Below are 19,581 nucleotides of genomic sequence, written 5' to 3'. Positions count from 1 at the left end.
GACGCCGCTCGCGACACGACGCGCCGCCCGTCACCCGTCGCGCTCGGGCAGCGGCTCCCGCGCGCGCGGCGCCTCGTCCTCGTCCTCGAGCAGCTCCCGCCGCCTCCGGCGCCTCCGGACCGACACCCCGCTCGACTGCATCGCGAAGAGGAGCGCCTCCCGCAGGTTCGAGAGCGTCTTGATGTTCGACAGATCGAGCCCGAGCGACACCACCGTCTGCGCCACCTCGGGCCGGATGCCGACGACGATCCCCTGCGCGCCGAGCATCGCGACGGCGTCGATGAGCCTCAGCACGTGATCGGCCGTGGCCGCGTCCAGCGCGCTCACCCCGGTGAGATCGATGATCGCGTGACGGCAGCGGGTCCGCGCCACGGCCTCGAGCAGCACCTCCATCATCTGCTGCGAGCGCTGCTCGTCCAGCACGCCGAGCACCGGCATCGTCAGGACCCCCTTCCAGACCTCGATGATCGGCGTCGACAGCGCCCGGATCGCCTCCTGCTGCCGCTCGATGATCTCGAGCCGCTCCTTCAGCATGGCCTGATGGCGCTTCTGCTCCGTGACGTCGGTCGCGCCGCCCGCCATCTGGAACGGCACGCCCCGCTCGTCCCACTCCGCCATGCCGCGGGTGAACACGTCGCGATACTCCCCGTCCTCGTGCCGCAGCCGGTACTCGATCGAGAACGGCCGCCGCTCCTCGAGGTGCGCCTTGAGCGCGGCCTGCATGCGGCTCCGATCGTCGGGGTGCAAGCGCTCGAAGAAGCTCATGAACGTCCCGCCCCACGCCTCGCGGCTGACGCCCATCATCTCCAGCATGCGATCGCTCCACTCCGTCGTGTCCTCGCGGATGTTCCAGAACCAGATGCCCTCGTTCGACCCCTCCGCGAAGAGCCGGTAACGCGCCTCGCTCTGCCGCAGGGCGGCCTCGGCCCGGCGCACGTCGGCCACGTCGGTCGTGCCGCCGATCCACAGCACGATGTTCCCCGCCGCGTCGCGCTGCGGCAGCGCCCTCACCATGTGCTCGCGGTAGCTCTGGTCGCTCGCGCGCCGCAGGCGGAACTCCGTCTCGTACGGCTGCCCCGTCTCCAGGCTCCGGGTCCACACCGCGATCGTCTTCTGGACGTCGTCCGGGTGCAGCATGGCGAGCCAGCCCTCGCCGAGCATCTGGTCTTCCGTGCGATCGAAGTAGTCGAGGACGGCCCGGTTCACGAAGTTCAGCTTGCCGTCCGGGCGCGCGGTCCACACCTGGAGGGGCATGGCGTTCCCGAAGGTCCGGAGCTGCGCGTCCAGCTCGCCGGCCCGAGCGCCGTGCTGGGACGCCTGCTGGGGCGCGGAGCCGGCGCCGCGCAGCCGGCTCGGCGGCGGCGCCTCGCGGCCGCCCGGGTCGGCGAACGCGGCCCCGAGCGCGCGGGCGAGCGGCTCCTCCAGATCGAGGGTGCGCTCGGCCTCGGTCTCCGCGATCCGGGCGCGCACGAGGCGGAGGAGCTCCTTCCGCACCTCCTCTTCGATCCGGGCGCGCAGGTAGTCCTTCGCGCCGATCTGCGACTCGGCGAACAGCACCGACCCCGCCGCCGGCTCCGCCACGTCGAGGTAGATCCCGAGCGGCGCGCGCGGCCTCGGCGTGATGCGCAGCACGATCGTCGCGTCCAGCCGGTGCTCCGCCGCGTCGGCCTCCCCGGCCGTATCGACCCGGACCGTCAGGACCTGCGGGATCGACACGTCGACCGCGACGCTCACGCCGCGCGTCACCGTCGCGTCGCCGATCTGGAAGTCGACCGTGAGGCGCGACGGCCTCCCGAGGATCTTGAGCTCCCGCTCCTCGCGGCGCGCGAGCGGCAGGAGCGATATCGCTCGCCGGCGAATCACGTCGTCCGTCATCGTGAGATCGAGGAGGTTCCGGCCAAACTCCTCGAGCGTCAGCCCTCCGTGCTCCACCATGGCTCCTTCCCGCTGCCGCCCCCTCCTCGCGCCAGGAGGTCAGTCGACCAGCCTAGTGCGCGGCGCCGCGCGCCGGAAGGCCTCACGGCGCTCAGCTCGACGCGGAGGTATACCGCCCTATCGCCCGTTTCCACACCGCGCGGCCGACGGCGCCGAAGGCGAGCGCACCGAGCGCCGCGGCGGCGGCCGTGCGCGGGGCGATGGTGCCGAGCATCGCCTCCGCCGGATAGGTGGTCATCAGCGCGAGCGGGATGACAACGGTGAACGCGATGCGCCAGAACCCGTTGAAGATCGTGACCGGCCAGCGCGCGAAATCGAACAGGGAGTTGAAGAGGTACGCCAGGTTGTCGAGGCGCACGACCCAGAACGCGGCGGAGATGACCAGGATGCAGATGGAGTAGAGCACCAGCGTCGCCGTCACGAGCAGGCACAGCGAGAGCGCCAGGTCGAAGGGCGCGGGGGCGCGGCCCATCTTCGTGAACGCATAGACGAAGATCGCCGCCGCGGCCGCGGCGTCCACGACCTTGCGGACCTCGAACCGGGCCGTGGAGACGAGGAACTGCGCGTCCGCCGGCTTGAGCAGCGTGAAGTCGAGCGTGCCCTTGCGGATCTGGTCGACCACGCTGATGAGCGACGGGTTCACGGCCCCCTCCAGGATGCCCTTGAGGAGCGTGAACCACCCGACCACGACGAGCGCGCGCTCGTACGTCCAGCCCTGGACCGGCGGGCGGGCGGCGAGCGCGATGTGGAGCGGGACGAGCCCGACCAGCGTCCAGATGACGGTCATCACCGCGCCGAGCAGGAAATCCCACCGGTACTGCATGCCGAGCGCGAGCGAGACGCGCAGCTGCGTCGCGAGGAGCCGGAGGTAACGCACGCCGCTCACCCGCCGAACGCCGAGAACCGCCGGACGCCCGCGCGCCACGCGACGAGCGCCGCCGCGGCCGTGAAGAGCGCGAACGCCCACTGCACCGCGAGCTCGGTGAGCGCGCGGCCCGGGGCGAGCAGGCCGGTGATGAGCTCGACCGGGAACGCGAGGCTGTACCGGAACGGCAGGGCCCGCGCGACGTCGCCGAGCCACCCGGGGAACAGCTCGAGCGGGACGAGGTAGCCGGCGAAGACCATGAAGGCCGCGAGGTAGACGTCGAACACCGCGGTCGAGCTCTCGATCACGAACGCGAGCGAGCCGATCAGCGCCATCGTGAAGAAGTTGATCATCCAGGCGCCGACGAGCGACGCCGCCCAGATCCCGAGCTCGAGGGGTGTCGGCTGGAACCGCTCGCCCGAGGTGACGGCGAGGGCGACGATCGCGATGGGCAGGCAGAGCGCCGCCCGCAGCGGGAGCGCGGCGAGGTTGTCGGCGGCGAAGGAGATGAGCGGGTGGATCGGCCTGAGCAGGCGCTGCGAGAGGGCGCCGCTCTTGATCTCCATGTTCAGCTCCCACACGAGCCACGAGCCGGTCATCTGCCGGACGATGAGGATGGCCAGGAAATACGCGGTGAAGTCGCTCGCCCCGAAGCGGCCGACCGGCGCGCTCGCCGCCACCGCCGACCAGAGCGCGAGGCTCACGAGCGGCATCGTCGTCGTGAGCATCCAGATCAGCATCTCGGCCCGGTACGCCATCGCGGCCGCGACCCCGACGCGGAGCAGCGTCGGGAACGCCCGGGCCGCCCTGGAGAGCGCGCTCACGACGCGGCCTCGCCCGCGGCGCCCGCCGGCTCGCCGGCCCGCCCCTCGCCCGCGAAGAGCTCCCGCATCACCTCCTCCAGGGGAGGATCCTCGACCGTGAGATCCGCGATGTCGGTCTGGCCGAGCAGCCACGACATGGCCTGGCGCAGCTCCTCCTGCGGCACCTGCAGCACCGCGCGGCCCGGATCGAACGAGAGCACGGCGCCGACCCGCTCGAGGAGCGCCCGGTCGACCGGGCCGCCGAAGCGCAGCGCGATCCGCTTGTGCGGTCGCACGCTGCGCGCGAGCGCCGCGAGGTCGCCGTCGTAGCGCAGCCGCCCCTTGTCGATGACGATGACCCGGGGACAGAGCGCCGCCACGTCGTCCATGTAGTGGGACGTCAGCACCACCGTGGCCCCGCGCTGCTCGTTGTAGCGGCGGATGAACTCCCGCACGCTGAGCTGCATCGCCACGTCGAGCCCGATCGTCGGCTCGTCGAGGAACAGGATCTCCGGCCGGTGCAGCAGGGCGGCCGCGAGCTCGCACTTCATGCGCTCGCCGAGCGAGAGCTGCCGCGTCGGCTTCGAGGCGATGGCGGCGATCCCGAGCAGGTCTTCCAGCTCACCGAGCGTCTGCTTGAAATCCGCCTCACTGATCCCGTAGATGGCGCGGTTCAGGGCGAAGGTCTCGGCGGGGGGGAGGTCCCAGAGGAGCTGCTGCTTCTGGCCCATGACGAGGGTGATCCGCTTGAGGAAGCCGACCTCGCGGTGCTGTGGGACGAAGCCCGCCACCCGGACCCGGCCGCCCGACGGGTGGAGCAGGCCGGACAGGACCTTCAGCGTCGTCGTCTTGCCGGCGCCGTTCGGGCCCAGGAAGCCGACGCGCTCGCCGGGCGCGATCGAGAACGAGAGGTCCTCGACCGCGTGGACGAGCCGGGTGCGACGCCGGAAGACCGAGCGCACCATGGCCCCGAAGCCGGGGGCGCGCTCGTGGACCTGGTACGATTTGGAGAGCGATTCCACCGCGATGGCGCTCGACGCCTCTGCCATGCTCGGCGGACACTAGCACCTCCGCGCCGGAGCTCCCGCGGCGACCGAATGCTCGCCCCGCGGATCCGGGCTAACCTCAGGGCGCGGGGGCGACTGCCCGGATTCCCCTATGCCGCAGAGCTTCAAGGACGACACGATCCACGACACACCGCTCCCGGCGAGCGGCGCCCGGGCGGGGGCCGAGCCCGCGAACGCCGCCGCGGAGACCGGCCCGCGCCAGGTCCTCGCCGGCCGGTACGAGCTCCTCGGGCTCGTCGGCATCGGCGGCATGGGGAGCGTGTACCGCGCGCGCGACCTGGAGCTCGAGGAGGTCGTCGCCGTCAAGGTGCTGCGGCGCGAGCTCAGCGGCGCGCCCGAGGTGATCGATCGGTTCCGGCGCGAGGTGCGGCTCTCGCGCAAGGTGACGCACCCGAACGTGGCGCGCGTCTTCGACATCGGCGAGCACGAGGGCGACCGGTTCCTGACGATGGAGTTCATCGACGGCGAGGCCCTCGCCGCGCTCCTCGCGCGCGAGCGGCGGCTCGCCGTGGCCCGCGTCATGGACATCGTCGAGGCCGTGTGCGCGGGGCTCGTGGCCGCGCACCGGGCCGGCGTCATCCACCGCGACCTCAAGCCGGACAACGTGCTGCTCGGGCGCGACGGGCGCGTCGTCCTGACCGACTTCGGGATCGCGCGCGCGATCGTGCCCGACGGCGAGGCGGGCAAGACGCTCGGCGCGGTCATGGGGACGCCGGCGTACATGGCGCCCGAGCAGGTGCAGGGCGCCGCGGACATCGACGCGCGCGCCGACGTCTACGCGCTCGGCGCCATGCTCTACGAGATGCTCACGGGCGAGCGCGCGTGGCAGGGCGACGCGCCGCTCGCCGTCGCCGCGGCGCGGCTCGTCTCCGACCCTCCGGACCCGCGGCGCCGGCGCGCCGACCTGCCCGACGCGCTCGCGCGCGTGGTGCTCCGCTGCATGGCCCGCTCGCGCGACGAGCGGTACGCGTCCGTCGAGAGCGCCGCGCAGGAGCTCGCGTCGCTCACGCGCCCGGCCACGATCGTCCCGCCGGCGTTCACGCCGCCGCACGAGCGGACGGCGATCTCCGGGGTCTCCGGGGTCATCTCGGGGCCGATCTCCTCGTCGAACGATCCGGGCGGCAAGAGCGTGGCGGTCCTCCCGTTCGCGAACCAGGGCGCGCCGTCCGACGCGTACCTGGCCGAGGAGCTGACCGACGATCTCATCGACACGCTCTCGATGACCCGGGGCCTGCGGGTGAGGTCGCGCGGGTCGCTGCCGCGGCGCCCGGACGGCGAGGTCGATCTGCGCGAGCTCGGGCGCGAGCTCGGGGTGCAGGTGGTCGTCGGCGGCTCGGTGCGGCGGCGCGACGGGACGGTGCGGATCAGCGCGCGGCTCGTCTGCGTCGCCGACGGGTTCCAGCTGTGGGCGAAGCGCTTCGACCGTCCCGAGGCCGAGGTGCTGCGGATCAACGACGAGGTCGCCGAGGCGGTCGCCGCGGCGCTGACCCTCGACGCGGCCGCCCCGAGCCGCACCGCGCCGGGCGATCCGGTCGCGCTCGACCTGTTCCTGCGCGGTCGCCACGAGTACCGGAGGTTCTGGCCGGAGCACCAGGCGCGCGCGATCGAGCTCTTCGAGCAGGCGCTCGCGCGCGCGCCCGAGGATCCGATGATCCTGTCGGCCTACGCGCTCGCGCGCTCGCGCTTCTGGTTCTTCACGGATCAGGGCGGCGATCTGGCCACGCGGGCGGCGGCGCGCGCCGTCGCCGCGGCGCCCGGGCTGCCGGACGCGCGGCTCGCGATGGCGTCGGTGCGGTTCCAGCGCCTCGACGTGGTCGGGTCGATGCGGGAGCTCAAGGCCGCGCTCGCGACGCGATCCGGGAACGCCGAGGCGGAGGGCCTCATCGGCACCATCCTGCTCGAGTGCGGCGCGTTCGAGGAGGGCGCGCGGCGGGTGAAGTCCGCGCTGGCGCGCGATCCCGAGGTGATGCTCGCGGCGTACGCGCTGGCGCGCGCGTACGCGCTCCTCGGCAGGTGGTCGGAGGCCGAGGACGTGATCAACGCGCTGCCGGCTTCGGGCAGCGGAGCGGGCCCCAGCGTCCTCCAGATGCGCCGCGCGATGTGGCAGCGCGAGCCGGCGGTGGTCGAGGCCCTCTCACAGAAGCGCGTGCTCGACGCGTTCCCGTACGCCGGCGAGGCGTTCGCGCCGATGATCGCCGACGTCCTGGAGGACCGGCTGTCGGAGGTCCGGCCGGCGCCGACGCAGGGCGGGAGCCCGGCCGTCGTGGCGCTGCGGCGCGCGTCGTTCCTGCGGCAGCTCCAGGCGGAGGTCGCGGCGTTCGTCGGCAAACCGGAGCTCGCGCTGCATGCGCTCGAGCTCTCGCTGGCCGACGGCCTGTTCGACCTCATCTGGCTCGATCGCTGTCCCGTCTTCGACCCCCTGCGCGCGGATCCGCGCTACGCGGCGATCCAGGCCGAGGTGGAGCGGCGGGCCTCCGCCGTGGTCGCGGTGTACCGCGAGCGCTGACGCGCCGTGTGTCCGCGCGGGGCCCGGCGCTGCGCTCGCCGGCGCCCGCGCGGCGCTCAGCTCGCCGCCGCCCGCGCGGCGCTCAGCTCGGCGGCGCGCGCGGCGCTCAGCTCGGCGCGCGGAAGAGCGCGAGCACGCCGGTGTAGAGGGCGAGCCTGGCCTGGCCCGGCGCCCAGGGGGCGATCTCGAAGCTCGAGTGCATGCCGGCGATCGGGAGATCCGCGAAGCGCTGGCGCAGGATGCGCGCCTCGACGTCGGGCGCTCCGTACAGGCCCTGGCCGCGCCCGGCGCAGCTCAGGTACAGCGCGAAGCGCGGGGCCGACCCGAGCGCGCTCTGGGACACCTGCCGGGCGATCCCCTCGAGCCCGGCGCGGGCGGCGGCGGCGTCGCGCACCGCGAAGGCGAGGCGCACCCCGGGCCTCGCGTCGTCGCCGAGCAGGAGCCCGCGCCGCGACGGATCGACGCCGCGGACCGGTCGCAGCACGTACCGCGCGTCGCGGGGCGCCGCCTGGGCGGCGACATCGCCCCGCGGATCGGCCGCGTCGCCGCGCGGATCGGCCGGGTCGGCGAGCGCGGCGAGGACGAGGTGCTGGGGGCTGGGCTGCTCGCCGAGCGCGGCGGTCGCGGCGGACAGCAGGTCGAGCGCCGGCCGCCCGCCGGCGCGGAGCACGACGCCGCCGCTCACGTCCTCGATGGGGTGGAAGCCGGAGAGCAGCCGGACGGCCGGCGAGGCATCGACGAGGGGCGGGGCGAGCCCGGTGATGGCGAGGCCGACCGTCGCGCCCTCGAGCAGCTCGCCCTGGGCGGTGACGCCGATGGCGGCGCCGGACGCGGTGCCGGCGCCGAACAGGCACGTGCTGGGGGCGGTGGAGGCGAGCGCCTCGAGCGTGTCGGGGGCGAACGCCCCGGGCCGTACGAAGAGGATCGCGGTCGCGGAGCGGCGGCCGACGATGCGGGCGAGGGTCTCGCGCAGGAGGCGGACCGGCTCCTCGGCGCGATCGGGCAGCGCGAACGGCGTGGCCTGCCCGCCGGACCAGAGCACCCCGCTCGCGCCGGTGTCCCCCTCGATCTCGCCGCGCTCGCTGAGCACGCCCGCGGCGGGCACGACGCAGGCGGGGATGCCGCGCCACGTGCTACGGACGAGCTCGGCGACGCCCGAGGCGCGCTGGGCGAGCTGCCCGGAGACGAAGACGACCCCGCCCGAGGCCGACGGGACGGCGCTGCGCAGGTCGGCCAGGTGGTGGAGAAGGCCATCCGGCCCACAGGTGGCGGAGAAGCTTCGTGCCATGGCTGGCGGGTCCATCCTAACCGAGCCGTAGCCCACTCGACAGGCCCCGCTGAAGAAGTTTATCGTGCGATAGTCGCGCCGGCGCCTCGGGGCTCTCCCCACGGGCGGCGATCGAAGGACCGGGCAAGCTCGATGAGGATCCAATCATTTGGCCGCACCGACGTCGGGCGCCACCGGCGCGCCAATGAGGACGCGTTCTTCCGGGACGACGAGCTCCGCTTGTACATCGTCGCGGACGGGATGGGCGGGCACGCGGCGGGCGAGGTCGCGAGCGCCGAGGCGGTCGAGACGATCTACGGCATGGTCAAGCGGGGGCTGCCCGCCATCGGCGATCCCGACGCGCCGCTCACGCAGCCCAAGGCGCGCGCCGTGCTGCGGATCCTCGAGGGCGCGATCCAGGCGGCGACGTACATGGTCTTCGCCATTGCCGAGCTCGACCGCGACAAGAGCGGCATGGGCACGACGATCAGCGCCGCGCTCATCGTGGGCGGCGCGCTCGTGACCGGCCAGGTGGGCGACAGCCGCATCTACCAGGTCCGCAACGGGACCGCGGTGCAGATGACCGAGGACCACACGCTGATCGCGTGGCAGATCAAGAACGGGCTCATCTCCCCGGACGAGGCGAGGAGCTCGCCGCACCGCAACGTGATCACGCGCGCGGTGGGCAACAGGGACTATGTCGAGGTCGACACCTCGATCGTGGCCGTGGAGGCGGGCGATCGATACCTGCTCTGCTCCGACGGGCTGCACGGCTATCTCCACGCCGAGGAGGAGATCGCGAGCATCGCCTCGAAGGGCGGCGACACGGCGGTCGACCTCTTCATCGAGCTCGCGAACCGGCGCGGGGGGCGGGACAACATCACCGCGGTCCTGGTCGAGGTGGGCTGACGCGCCCGGTCGAAAGTCGGCTAGGCTGCGCGCATGGCGCTCAAGGACAAACTGGTCTCCGAGGGGATGAAGCTCGCCGCGAACCCGAACGTGGCGAAGCTGATGCAGGACGAGCGGTTCATGCGGCTGTTCATGACGGCGATGAGCGTGCCCGGTCGGGTCTCCTCGTTCACGGCGGAGCAGAAGGAGACGTTCGCGAAGGCGATGGGCCTGGCGACCGTCGAGGAGGTCCGCGACCTCAAGCGGACGGTGGCGTCGCTGGAGCGCGAGATCGCGAAGCTCAGGCGCGAGGGGTGAGGCGCGAGGGGGCGCGGCGCGCGAGGGGGCGCGGCGCGCGAGGCGCCGCGCCCGGGGCGGCTACTTCGTGTCGCCGCGCGCGTAGATGCTGGCCACGTAGTCGAGCACGTCGCGCGCCGAGACCTCGTTGTACCCGAAGTACTTGATCATCCGGGTCTTGATGATGTCGATCTTCTCCTGCGTCTCCTTGTCGATGACGCTCGACACCAGGGTCTGGAGCTTGATCGCGTCCTTCTGGTCCTCGAACAGCTTGAGCTCGAGGGCGCGGCGGAGCCGGTCGTTCGTGTGCCACTCGAACTTCTTGCCGTCGACCGCGAGCGCGCCGATGTAGTTCATGATCTCGCGGCGGAAGTCGTCCTTCCGGTTCTCGGGGATGTCGATCTTCTCCTCGATCGAGCGCATCAGCCGCTCGTCCGGCTCGACGTCCTCGCGGGTGAAGCGGTCCTTCACCTTCTCCTTCAGGGTGTAGGCCTTGATCGAGTCGATGTAGTTCGCGGCGAGCTTCTGGATCGCGTCCTCGTCGGCGCTGATCGCCCGCTGCACCTCGTTCTTGACGATCTCCTCGTACTCGCGTTTCACCATCCCGATGCACTCGGTGTAGCGCTTGCGCTGCTCGTCGTTCGTGATGAGCGAGTGGTGGCGCAGGCCCTTCTCGAGCTCGCTCATGACCATGAAGGGGTTGATCGTCCCCTCGCCGAGGTCGTTCACGAGCGCGTTCGAGATCTTGTCCTGCACGTAGCGGGGGCTGATCCCTTCCATGCCCTCGCGCGACGCCTCCTTGCGGAGCTCCTTCACGGTGTCCTGCGTGTAGCCGGGCAGGACCTTGCCGTCGTAGAGCTTCATCTTCTGGACGAGCGACAGGTTGTGCTTCTTCGGGTCCTCGAGCCGGGTGAGCGCGGCCCACATCGCGGCGACCTCGAGCGTGTGAGGGGCGATGTGCTTGCCGCGGATCTTCTCCTTGTTGAAGTCCTTCTCGTAGATCCGGATCTCCTCCGACACCTTGGTGATGTAGGGGATATCGATCTTGATGGTGCGGTCGCGGAGCGCCTCCATGAACTCGTTGTTCAGGAGCTTCTTGTACTCGGCCTCGTTCGTGTGGCCGATGATGACCTCGTCGACGTCGGTCTGGGCGAACTTCTTCGGCTTGATCTTGTGCTCTTGCGACGCGCCGAGCAGGTCGTAGAGGAAGGCGACGTCGAGCTTCAGCACCTCGATGAACTCGACGATGCCGCGGTTCGCGATGTTGAACTCGCCGTCGAAGTTGAAGGCGCGCGGGTCCGAGTCCGAGCCGTACTCGGCGATCTTGCGGTAGTTGATGTCGCCGGTGAGCTCGGTCGAGTCCTGGTTCTTCTCGTCCTTCGGCTGGAAGGTGCCGATGCCGACGCGGTCCTTCTCGCTGAGCACGAGGCGGCGCACGCGCACGTGCTGCATGACCTTCGACCAGTCGCCGCCGTACTTGTCCATCAGGCGGTTGAAGATGAAGCGGCACGCCGGGTCGAGGTCGCCCTCGGTGCGGACCTGGAACTGCGGGCTCGACAGGCCGAGCTCGCGGAACGCGCGGTCGCGCCAGGACGGCGGCACGAGGCGCAGCGGCTCCTCGTGCATCGGGCACTTGAAGCGGGAGCTCTCCGTCCCGGCCATGCCGACGTCGTCGAGGTTCACCCAGTCGAACGTGTAGAGCGCGCCGTCGGGGGTGGTCGAGTAGTGCTCGATCCCCTTCTTGAGGAGCCGCGCGATCGTCGACTTCGACGAGCCGACCGGCCCGTGCAGCAGGATGACGCGCTTCTCCGGGCCGTACCCCTCGGAGGCGGCCCGGAGCACGTGGACGAGCCTCATCAGCGGGATGTCGAGCCCGTACACGGCGTCGGCGCCGCCGTGCATCTCATCCTTGAAGAAGTTGTACCGGATGAGCTTCTTCTTGTTGTCCGTGTACTCTTCGATGCCGTAGCGGATGATCATGTCGTACGCCCGCTGGAACGCGTTGCGCGTCACCTGCGGGTTCTGGCGCACGATCTGGAGGTACTCTTCGAACGTGCCCTCCCACGCGAGATCGCGGTAGAGCGCGAAGTCCTGCATCGCCGCGATCTTGTCAACCATCCCTGTCCGCAACTCGCCCATTTCGCACCTTTTTCTCCAGGGCGACCGCGGGGCGGCCTTGGCCGCCGGAGGTGCGGGAGCGGAGCCCGGCGTGCCGAGCTCCGCCCTCCGTCGTGCGCCGCGCGCCCGGGGGGAAGCCAAGCTTAACACCGATCGCGGGGACGCAAGGCGGCTGCGCCCTGGAGCTTTCTCCATCCGGAACGGGAATAAGCTGCGGCGCGCCCCGATCGCGCCGACGCAGCCGGAGGAGGTGCGAGGGCGCCCGCGGGGAGGCGACGTCAGCGGGCGGACGGCGCTGGGGAGCGCGCGGCCGGCGCGGCGGAGCGCGCGTCCTGCGCTCCCCAGGAGAGCCCTCCGCTCTCCACGACACCGGGCCAGGAATCGACGTACTCCGACGGCTCGCCGGGCTTGGAGGCGTCGATCCAGAAGAGGCGGCCGGTGCCTGGGCGGCGCACGTCGACGTGGACGAACTTGCTGTTCGGGTAGAAGCCGCAGCCCACGTCGTCGAGCGTGCGGCAGAACTGGAACAGCGACGCGTTCGGGACGCCCATGACGAGGATGTCCATAGCGCGCCCTTCGGCGTGCTGGCTGTGGTGGGTGCCGGAGCCCTTGCCTTTGGCGGGCGCTTCGCCGGCCGGGCGCGGCCGGTAGCCGCTGAAGATGTGGATCGCGCGGCGCGGGAAGGCGTCGGCGATCTGCTGGAGGAGCCAGAGCAGGCGCGGGTGGACGAGGCGGACCTGGGGCACCCACTCGAGGGCCTGGAGCCAGGTGCTTGCGTTGGGCTCGTCGGGCAGCAGCTCGCCCGGGTCTGGCGCCTCGGGGGGTCGCGCCATGATCGACAGGCGATCGAGCGCGCCGGGCGCGACGGAGCCGTCGCAGCGCACCAGCTCGAAGGCGTCGTGCTGGGCGCCGTACCGGGTGAACTGGACCGGGCCTCTGCGGCAGCGCCAGTCGGGGGGCTGCTTCTTCGGCGGATCCCAGAGCAGGTCGAAGCCGTTCGACGAGAGGCTCGGCCCCGTGGTCGCGAGGAGGGGCGTGCCGAGGATCGGGTCGAGCGGGCGGAGCCACGCGGGCGCGGCCGGATCGAGGTGGAGGGACCCGGGCAGGTCGAGCGGGGAAGGGAAGGGGGAGGTTGCGCTGGCGAACGCCGGGGTGGCGGGGGCGGCGGCGGTGAGGTTGTGCTCGCCGAGGTCGGCGTCGGCGTCGGGGCGCGCGCCGCCCCAGGCGAGCTGCCACCACGGCTGGTGCTGCCATTTCCCGTAGGCGCTGCTCATGTAGAGCCGGAGCGGGCCGGGGCGCTCGACGGCGGCGTTGCGGAAGGCGCGGAGGAGGGGCAGCTCCGGCGCGGCGGTCTCGTTCAGGTTGAAGGTCGCGCGCTTCGGCGGCTCGTCGAGCAGGCTGGCGCCGGCGTCCGGCGGGGCGGCGACGAGCAGGGCGGCGAGGCCGCCGGCGGCGGCGAGGCGGTGGGCGGCGGCGCGGGACGTTGCCGGCATGGGATCGAGGGAGGGCGAGGCGCGCGGGGGAAGGTAGCTCACCCGGCGGGCGGGCGGAGCTGATTTGCCACAAACCGGCATGGCGGGGGGTGAAAACCTACCTGCGGGGCGGCCGCGCGGGGGAGGGGGCGACGCAACCCGGGTCGGGCGGGGCGGGGAGCGCCGGGGGGAGCGCAGCGACCCCGGTCGGGCGGGGCGGGCACCGCAACCCCGGTCGGGCACCGCGACCCCGGTCGGGCGGGGCGGGCACCGCAACCCCGGTCGGGCGGGGCGGGCACCGCAACCCCGGTCGGCCGCCGCAACCTCGGTCGGTTCAAGGCGCCGCGGAGGCGCGCGTCAGCCGGTCCCGCACGGCGTCCCACGCCGCATCCTCGGGGACGGCGGCGATCACGATCACATCGCACCCCGCGTCCTCCAGCCGGTGCAGCGCCGCGTAGAGCCCCGCCGCGTAGCCGGCCGGATCCGCGGGGAGGACCTCCGCGTGCGGCCCATCCGCGGTGCGCCTTCCGCGCTCGATGGCCCCGGCGCACGCGCCGCCCCGCGCGGCGCGCTCGACCTCGTCTCGGACCGCCTCCGCGTGGACCAGCGCCACCTGCGCGCGCGGCGCGTAGTGGCGCGCGTGGGTCCCCGGCGCCGGCGCGCGCTCGGTCGGCGCGGTGATCAGCCCTGCGCTCGTCTGGACCGGCACGAGCGCGGCGATCGCCTCCGCGGCCACGTGCCCCGGCCGGAGCAGCCGCGCCGGCGAGGTCGTCACGTCGACGATGGTCGACTCGATGCCGACCGCGGTCACCCCGCCGTCGACGATGGCGTCGATGCGCCCGCCGAGGCTCTTCTCGACGTGGTCGGCGGTGGTCGGCGAGATCGCGGTGGACCGGTTGGCGCTCGGCGCGGCGATCGGCAGCCCGACCGCGTCGAGCAGGGCGCGCGCGACCGGGTGCACGGGCACGCGGATCGCGACCGTCGGCCCGCCGGCGGCCACCTCGTCGGCGACGCGGTCGGGCCGGCGCGCGACGATGAGGGTGAGGGGCCCTGGCCACATCGCCTGCGCGAGGCGCTCCGCTTCCTCCGGCCAGCGTTCCGCGAGCGCGCGGGCGGACGCGACATCCGGCACGTGGACGATCAGCGGGTTGCCGGGCGGCCTCCCCTTCGCCTCGAAGATGCCGCGCGCCGCGGCCGCGTCGTCGGCGCGCGCGCCGAGCCCGTACACGGTCTCCGTGGGGAAGGCGACGAGCCCTCCGCGGCGGAGGATCTCGGCCGCCCGTGCGATGGATGCCGCGTCAGCGGCGAGCCGCTCGGTTCGCATGCGCCGCGCTCCATGTTGCCCGGGCGGGCGGGACGCAAACGAAAACCGACGAGGGGGCGCGGCGCGCTGTGCGGGCCTCGCCGCGCTCACGGAGCGGCCGGCTTCCCCGGCCGGCGTCGGCTCGGCGTCGAGGTCCTCGAGCGCGAGCCGGAGCGGCCGATGTCGACCTCATCCACCTGGCCAAGCGCGGGATCCGTGCGGGCGAGGGGAGCACGGGCGCGAGCTCGCTACGGTCCCCTCCGCCGCTGCAGCCGCAGCGATCGCGGAGCACGCCGGCGAACACAGTGCCGTCGCCATGGTCAAGCGAAATCGCCGCGGTGCTGCGGATCTCTGGGTGAGGACTGTTCGCCACCCATCTGTTCGCCACCCATCTAATTGACGAACACCTCCAACCACTGAACAGCCCCCTACCGGGATAGACAGACGGACCTACTGCGCGACGATGTCGCGCATCTTCAGCTGGTCATTGATGGTCAGTCGTCGGAAGATCGGGCGCGTGGCGGGCGAGCTGGCGAGGCGGACGAACGCCGTGCGCAGGATCCGCTGAGCTTCCCCGGACGGTGTGAAGAGCGCCCTCATTCTCAGCCCGTCGGCCTGCAGGCTCGTGATGAACGGGCGCAGCTTCTCCTCCCAGGCGACGAGCGCGCGTCCCACGTCGTCAGCGTAGTTCTCCAGCATGTTGCCCAGAAGCTCGCTCCCGGCCATGCCGGTCGAAGCGCCCATCCCTGAATACAGCGTCAAGCACCACGCAGCGTCGCCGACCAGCACGACCCGCCCCTTGTGCCAGCAATTCATGCGAACCTGGTTGACCGAGTCGAACAGGTACTCGTCTGCGGCCGCGAAATCGTCGAGGAGCTGCCTCAGCACGGGCCCTGCCGGTTCTGGTCCGTAAGCCCTGCACAGCGACTCGATGGGGGTCCTCCGAAACTGCGCATCGATGTCGTCCACGCGGTAGGAGAAGAGCAGGCCTGGGTTGTGGTCCGCGAAGGGAAATACCCACGCCGACCGCCCGACCTCGGCGAGGACCAGCCCATCATGCAGGTGATAGCCGCGGACGGGTTCGCTCAGGATGGCCGCCCCGATCATGTAATTTAGCGGGTAGAGGAAATCTTCGTGCGGGCCGAAGACGAGCTTCCGGACGGTCGAGCGCATTCCGTCAGCCCCCACCACGAGGTCGAAGTGCTCGGTCGCGGTCTCGCCGGTCTTCGTGTGGGTCATCGTGACATCGACGCCGCGACCTCCTAGATCCATCCCCGTGGGGACAGTCGAGAAGCGGATCTCCACCCGCTCCGGCAGCGCGTTGAACAACGCATTCTCGACGTCGCCGCGCAGCAGCATGCGCGGCTCGCCGGGCACGTCGGCGAAGGTCATTCCCTTGCGACGACGATTGGCCCGGTCGACCTCGTACGTCTTGGTTTGCGGGTGCTTGCGGTTGCCCATGGCCTCGAGCACGCCGAGCCGCTTGGCGGACGCCTGGCCCGTGCCGAAGAGGGCAATGAAGTAGCCGCCTTTGCGGCGCTCGGGGGCCCGCTCGATGATCACGGGCTCCCAGCCGGCCCTGTGCAGCCGCAGGGCCGTGGCGATGCCGGCGATGCCAAGTCCAACGATCAAAACGCGGCGCCCGTGGGTTGCTGAAGTCGTCATGATGCTTTGACTCTAGCCATCGACGGCGCACGCCGGCAGAGCGTGGCTTGGGGCGGATATCGGCCTGGATTGGGGGCGGATGGCGGGGCCTTCAAGGCCCGGGGCGGCGGCGCTGATCGCGAAAGGCCCGGGGGGTCATCCCTTGGGCGCGCCGGAAGGTGCGAATGAAATGGGTGACGTCGGCGTAGCCAACCTGGTCTGCGATGCTCTCGATGCTCGCGTCCGTCTCCAGGAGCCGCCGCCGGGCCTCGGCTATGCGATGCTCGCGCAGCCAGTCCCCCACCGTCAGCCCTGTCTCCCGGCGGATGGCGTTGGCCAGGTGCGAAGGCGTGCGCCCGACCGCCGACGCGACGTCCTGAAGCGAGAGGGGCTCCAGACAGTGCGCCTCGATGAACCTGAGCGCATCTTGCACGAGCCCGCTGAGCATGGGCGACGCCAGAGGCGCGTGCTCCGAAAGCTCGCGGATGAGCTCCGTGATCAGGAGGGTAAACAATGCGAGCGCGGCGCTGTCCGCGCCCCACTGGGCCTCTCGCAGCTCGGTATCCATCTCGGCCACCAGGCGCTCGATTCGCTGCCGCCGGGGCTCTCCGGGTCGCAGCCGGAGCAGTCCCCGGAGAAAGAGGCTGCGCACCGGCGCGTCCTTCGCATCGCCTCGGATTCGTGGTCGTCCCGGCTGCCGCTCCGGAGCGCTCAGCAGCGTCGGATCAAAGCCCACGATCCATCCCTCCAGGTCGCCGACATCGAGGGGCTGATGCTCCACGCCCGCGGGGATGAGGTGGATATCCCCGGCATGAAGATTGACCTGCTCCAGATGACGGCCTCGCCCCCTTCCCGCCGTCAGCACGAAAACCATGAAGAAGGTCGAGACGAGCGGCCCGGGCGGCAGCGTGGGCCGCCTTTGTCGTGGGACGGGAACGACACACAAGGGCAAGCCCCCGGCGCCGAACCCGTCCAGCGTGAGAACGCGGGGAGGGGGGTGCTGAGGCGCGCGACGCATAGCCTGCATGGATAGCATACTCCGGGATGCGACGCCTGCGCGTGCTCGGCATGGCCTGAGCGTCAGTAAGCCGATGCGAGCGCTGCTCGGCGCAAGTCAGTACGTTCGACCCCGCAGGCTGTGGAGCGAAAGCGGCCCCCTCGATGCATGGATAAGTTGCTGATACAGCGTCACTTTTCCAGGAGGGATGCGGATCGCGTAAGGTTCTATAGGATGATCGCTCCGGAGAGGACGCCGGACGCGCTGCTCGCTCGATCAGCGGGGACGGCGCCGCCGACGTTCCTGACCCTCTCCGGCCGATCTTTCGGATGCCTCCGCGTGGTCTCGACCATGCGCGGAGGCTCGTCAGAGGCCGGTGGACAGGTCGAGACCTCTCCCTTTGTATGAAAAAATCCAAATCTTTCGATCGCGACCATCCTCCCGGCTGAAAAGATCCCCCGCGGTCGATGGCGACCTCGCCTCGCCCTCGCAACGAGCGCCGGGATTGGTCGTGACCTCCGCGGTGCCTCCTTTTCAGCCGCCCGGGTTGGTCTCGAACCGTCAGAAACCGGCGGATCGCTTGACGGGCTCGTCCGCCTCGCCGTCTCCTGGCTGGACACGCTGTACCCCGGTCAAGGAGGTCGACTGCGATGTTGAAGCACCTGATGATCGAAGAGATGGTGGCGCTCGTATCCCCGTGGGTCGAGAACGCGCAACGGAAGCGGCTGTTCCTCTCGATCCCCGAGATCACCGGCCTGCACCCCAAGGTGGTCGTGGCGCACGAGGCCGTGCTCGCGGTGCGGCCGAGCAAGGTGGGGCCGTCGGCCCAGATGAGCGCTTTGAACGACGAGCTCGCGCGGGTCGACGTGCGCCATGATCACCTCGCCAGGGCCGTGTGCTGGGGCATCGACGCGCACCGCGAGCATTGCCTCGGAGCGGACCCTCCGGAGAGAGAGCGCGCCGCCACCTGCGATCAGGTGCAGGCGAAGCTGTTTCCGGGCGGGCTCAACATCCTCAAGGCGTCGCCGACCGCCGAGGCGGGCAACACCGCGCGGATTGCCCGGCTCCTCGACGAGGAGCCGTCGATCGGCGAGTTCCTGAAGGGGATCCCGGCGCCCGGGAAGACGACGCTGCTCCACACGACGCAGCGGTGGATCAAGGCGGGGAAGGAGCTCGAGGCGATCGAGCACCGCCGGGACGAGCTCGCCGCGAAGGAGAAGACGGCGCCGGTGACCAGGGCGACGATCGCCGCCGCGCGCAGCCAGTGGTTCCGGGCCGTGTCCGCGGTGCTCGCCAACCTGGAGCTCTCCGACGCGCCGATCGAGGCGATCGAGACGATCCGCGGGCCCGTGCTGAAGGCCTCGGAGCGGGCCGGCAAGCGGTACGGCGGGGTGGCCGCTGGCGCGGGGTCGAGTCTGGAAGAGCCGGGGGAGCCGGCGGCGGGTGAGAAAGACGAGGAAGAGAGGGCGGGCGCGGCGGACGGCGAGCTCGTGAGCTGAGCCGACCCCGCGAGCGCCGCGCGAGGTCAGCCGACGGCCGGCGTACAGCAGCGCGAGCTGCCCGCAGTGCTCTGCCGTGGCTCCGAGCCCCGGTAACCGCAGAAGCCACAGCAATTCCGACGAATTGCAAGTAATCGCACGCCGGCTGTCACGAACGCCCGCCGAGCGGCCTAGAGGGGAAAGGAGCTCGATATGTCGTTCGTTCCCCTTCCCCAGAGGCGCTGGCCACTGCCAGCCATGTCCCTGGGCCTCGGCGTGGCCGCTTGCGCTGCCTGTTGCGCGATTCCTTTGCTGGGCATCACCGTCGGCGCCGGTGGGCTCGGCGCCCTCGTCGCCTTCGGTGAACCGATCGCCTTCGGCCTGGTGGGCGTTGGCGCGGTGTTGACGGTCGTCGCCCACCTCCGCCGCTCGGAGAAACGCCAGGCACCCTGCGCCGAGACGGGCGCGTGCTCGATCGACGGCGCATGCGGCTGCCGTGCCCCGGATGCGCGTACGCCGGCTCGGAACGATGCCACGATCAGCTGCACCCTTTCTGGCGAACAGATGCCAGAGCGCCTCGACGAGTTCCGCGCCCTCCTCGCGCGCTCTCTCGTCCGGCGCGAGCGCCTCGACGGCGGCTTCGTCTGGATCTTGCGGGCAGATCCAGGCGTCGAGGAGGAGGCGCGGGCGCTGGCCGCCAAAGAGCAAGCCTGCTGCTCGTTCTTCCGATTCGACATCTCGTCCGATGGGCAGGAAGTCGTGTGGATGGTCACGGCGCCCGCGTCAGAAAAGCCTCTCCTCGAGCTGCTCTACAGCACGTCCGATGGCCTGACGTCCCCCGCCGCCCCGCCGCCCAGGCTCAACGCATAGGGCTCGGCGCCCTGCGCAGCGGCTCGTCCGGCGCTGAGCGCCAGAGCAGCTCGCCAGCCGGAGGATCGGTG

At 71.6% G+C, this 19,581-nt stretch carries 15 protein-coding genes; 5 read left to right on the top strand and 10 right to left on the bottom strand.

What is annotated here, in order from left to right:
* Positions 1 to 30 precede the first annotated feature (30 nt).
* The 4 genes from WMF33_RS39410 to WMF33_RS39395 all read right to left on the bottom strand — a co-directional run bounded on the left by WMF33_RS39410 (position 31) and on the right by WMF33_RS39395 (position 4,652).
* Positions 31 to 1,935: a PAS domain-containing protein gene (locus WMF33_RS39410; protein ID WP_437333429.1), complete on the bottom strand. Its 1,905-nt coding sequence runs from the start codon at positions 1,933 to 1,935 to the stop codon at positions 31 to 33.
* 91 nt (positions 1,936 to 2,026) lie between these two features.
* On the bottom strand, positions 2,027 to 2,812 hold the full coding sequence (locus WMF33_RS39405) for an ABC transporter permease (RefSeq protein ID WP_437322100.1): 786 nt from the start codon (positions 2,810 to 2,812) through the stop codon (positions 2,027 to 2,029).
* 5 nt (positions 2,813 to 2,817) lie between these two features.
* The gene (locus WMF33_RS39400; protein ID WP_437333428.1) at positions 2,818 to 3,624 is read right to left on the bottom strand and encodes an ABC transporter permease; all 807 of its coding nucleotides are present in this window, start codon (positions 3,622 to 3,624) and stop codon (positions 2,818 to 2,820) included.
* The gene (locus WMF33_RS39395) at positions 3,621 to 4,652 is read right to left on the bottom strand and encodes an ABC transporter ATP-binding protein (RefSeq protein ID WP_061626066.1); all 1,032 of its coding nucleotides are present in this window, start codon (positions 4,650 to 4,652) and stop codon (positions 3,621 to 3,623) included. Before WMF33_RS39395 ends, WMF33_RS39400 begins: the two co-directional genes overlap by 4 nt.
* 109 nt (positions 4,653 to 4,761) lie before the next feature.
* Between WMF33_RS39395 and WMF33_RS39390 the strand changes: the two genes are divergently transcribed.
* Positions 4,762 to 7,176: a protein kinase domain-containing protein gene (locus tag WMF33_RS39390; protein ID WP_437333427.1), complete on the top strand. Its 2,415-nt coding sequence runs from the start codon at positions 4,762 to 4,764 to the stop codon at positions 7,174 to 7,176.
* A 106-nt stretch (positions 7,177 to 7,282) separates the two neighbouring features.
* Here the strand turns inward: WMF33_RS39390 and WMF33_RS39385 are convergent, their stop codons facing one another.
* On the bottom strand, positions 7,283 to 8,464 hold the full coding sequence (locus WMF33_RS39385) for an FIST C-terminal domain-containing protein (RefSeq protein ID WP_437333426.1): 1,182 nt from the start codon (positions 8,462 to 8,464) through the stop codon (positions 7,283 to 7,285).
* A gap of 132 nt (positions 8,465 to 8,596) precedes the next feature.
* Between WMF33_RS39385 and WMF33_RS39380 the strand changes: the two genes are divergently transcribed.
* Together WMF33_RS39380 and WMF33_RS39375 are read left to right on the top strand one after the other, a co-directional pair.
* A complete protein-coding gene (locus WMF33_RS39380) occupies positions 8,597 to 9,352 on the top strand; it encodes a PP2C family protein-serine/threonine phosphatase (protein WP_061626069.1) in 756 nt (251 codons plus the stop codon).
* 33 nt (positions 9,353 to 9,385) lie between these two features.
* Positions 9,386 to 9,649 (top strand): hypothetical protein, encoded by a 264-nt coding sequence (locus tag WMF33_RS39375; protein WP_020740040.1) that lies wholly within the window; start codon positions 9,386 to 9,388, stop codon positions 9,647 to 9,649.
* 60 nt (positions 9,650 to 9,709) lie between these two features.
* On the opposite strand, the gene WMF33_RS39370 is transcribed toward WMF33_RS39375, so the two are convergent.
* The 5 genes from WMF33_RS39370 to WMF33_RS39350 all read right to left on the bottom strand — a co-directional run bounded on the left by WMF33_RS39370 (position 9,710) and on the right by WMF33_RS39350 (position 17,039).
* Positions 9,710 to 11,767, bottom strand: a complete 2,058-nt coding sequence (locus WMF33_RS39370; protein WP_061626070.1) for a PrkA family serine protein kinase — start codon at positions 11,765 to 11,767, stop codon at positions 9,710 to 9,712.
* A 257-nt stretch (positions 11,768 to 12,024) separates the two neighbouring features.
* On the bottom strand, positions 12,025 to 13,239 hold the full coding sequence (locus WMF33_RS39365) for a YcbK family protein (RefSeq protein WP_437333425.1): 1,215 nt from the start codon (positions 13,237 to 13,239) through the stop codon (positions 12,025 to 12,027).
* 313 nt (positions 13,240 to 13,552) lie between these two features.
* The gene (locus WMF33_RS39360) at positions 13,553 to 14,542 is read right to left on the bottom strand and encodes an L-threonylcarbamoyladenylate synthase (protein ID WP_437333424.1); all 990 of its coding nucleotides are present in this window, start codon (positions 14,540 to 14,542) and stop codon (positions 13,553 to 13,555) included.
* A gap of 429 nt (positions 14,543 to 14,971) precedes the next feature.
* Complete coding sequence (locus tag WMF33_RS39355) at positions 14,972 to 16,186, bottom strand: FAD-dependent monooxygenase (RefSeq protein WP_437333423.1); 1,215 nt, start codon at positions 16,184 to 16,186, stop codon at positions 14,972 to 14,974.
* A 91-nt stretch (positions 16,187 to 16,277) separates the two neighbouring features.
* Entirely contained in the window at positions 16,278 to 17,039 is a 762-nt protein-coding gene (locus tag WMF33_RS39350; RefSeq protein WP_437333422.1) for a helix-turn-helix domain-containing protein, read from the bottom strand.
* Positions 17,040 to 17,812: 773 nt separating this feature from the next.
* On the opposite strand from WMF33_RS39350, the gene WMF33_RS39345 reads away from it, so the two are divergent.
* Both WMF33_RS39345 and WMF33_RS39340 read left to right on the top strand, forming a co-directional pair.
* Complete coding sequence (locus WMF33_RS39345; protein WP_437333421.1) at positions 17,813 to 18,661, top strand: hypothetical protein; 849 nt, start codon at positions 17,813 to 17,815, stop codon at positions 18,659 to 18,661.
* A 192-nt stretch (positions 18,662 to 18,853) separates the two neighbouring features.
* Positions 18,854 to 19,510, top strand: a complete 657-nt coding sequence (locus WMF33_RS39340; protein ID WP_437333420.1) for a hypothetical protein — start codon at positions 18,854 to 18,856, stop codon at positions 19,508 to 19,510.
* The last annotated feature ends 71 nt before the right edge of the window (positions 19,511 to 19,581 follow it).

This window comes from Sorangium sp. So ce394, from assembly GCF_051474665.1.
Classification (GTDB): Bacteria; Myxococcota_A; Polyangia; order Polyangiales; family Polyangiaceae; genus Sorangium; species Sorangium cellulosum_D.
This window is presented reverse-complemented; position numbering and strand designations above follow the sequence as displayed.

Bases quoted from the DNA above. Each gene is read 5' to 3' on its own strand.
- WMF33_RS39410 (WP_437333429.1), bottom strand. From the start codon at position 1,935: ATGGTGGAGCACGGAGGGCTGACGCTCGAGGAGTTTGGCCGGAACCTC.
- WMF33_RS39395 (WP_061626066.1), bottom strand. From the start codon at position 4,652: ATGGCAGAGGCGTCGAGCGCCATCGCGGTGGAATCGCTCTCCAAATCG.
- WMF33_RS39390 (WP_437333427.1), top strand. From the start codon at position 4,762: ATGCCGCAGAGCTTCAAGGACGACACGATCCACGACACACCGCTCCCG.
- WMF33_RS39385 (WP_437333426.1), bottom strand. From the start codon at position 8,464: ATGGCACGAAGCTTCTCCGCCACCTGTGGGCCGGATGGCCTTCTCCAC.
- WMF33_RS39380 (WP_061626069.1), top strand. From the start codon at position 8,597: ATGAGGATCCAATCATTTGGCCGCACCGACGTCGGGCGCCACCGGCGC.
- WMF33_RS39375 (WP_020740040.1), top strand. From the start codon at position 9,386: ATGGCGCTCAAGGACAAACTGGTCTCCGAGGGGATGAAGCTCGCCGCG.
- WMF33_RS39370 (WP_061626070.1), bottom strand. From the start codon at position 11,767: ATGGGCGAGTTGCGGACAGGGATGGTTGACAAGATCGCGGCGATGCAG.
- WMF33_RS39365 (WP_437333425.1), bottom strand. From the start codon at position 13,239: ATGCCGGCAACGTCCCGCGCCGCCGCCCACCGCCTCGCCGCCGCCGGC.
- WMF33_RS39360 (WP_437333424.1), bottom strand. From the start codon at position 14,542: ATGCGAACCGAGCGGCTCGCCGCTGACGCGGCATCCATCGCACGGGCG.
- WMF33_RS39355 (WP_437333423.1), bottom strand. From the start codon at position 16,186: ATGACGACTTCAGCAACCCACGGGCGCCGCGTTTTGATCGTTGGACTT.
- WMF33_RS39350 (WP_437333422.1), bottom strand. From the start codon at position 17,039: ATGGTTTTCGTGCTGACGGCGGGAAGGGGGCGAGGCCGTCATCTGGAG.
- WMF33_RS39345 (WP_437333421.1), top strand. From the start codon at position 17,813: ATGTTGAAGCACCTGATGATCGAAGAGATGGTGGCGCTCGTATCCCCG.
- WMF33_RS39340 (WP_437333420.1), top strand. From the start codon at position 18,854: ATGTCGTTCGTTCCCCTTCCCCAGAGGCGCTGGCCACTGCCAGCCATG.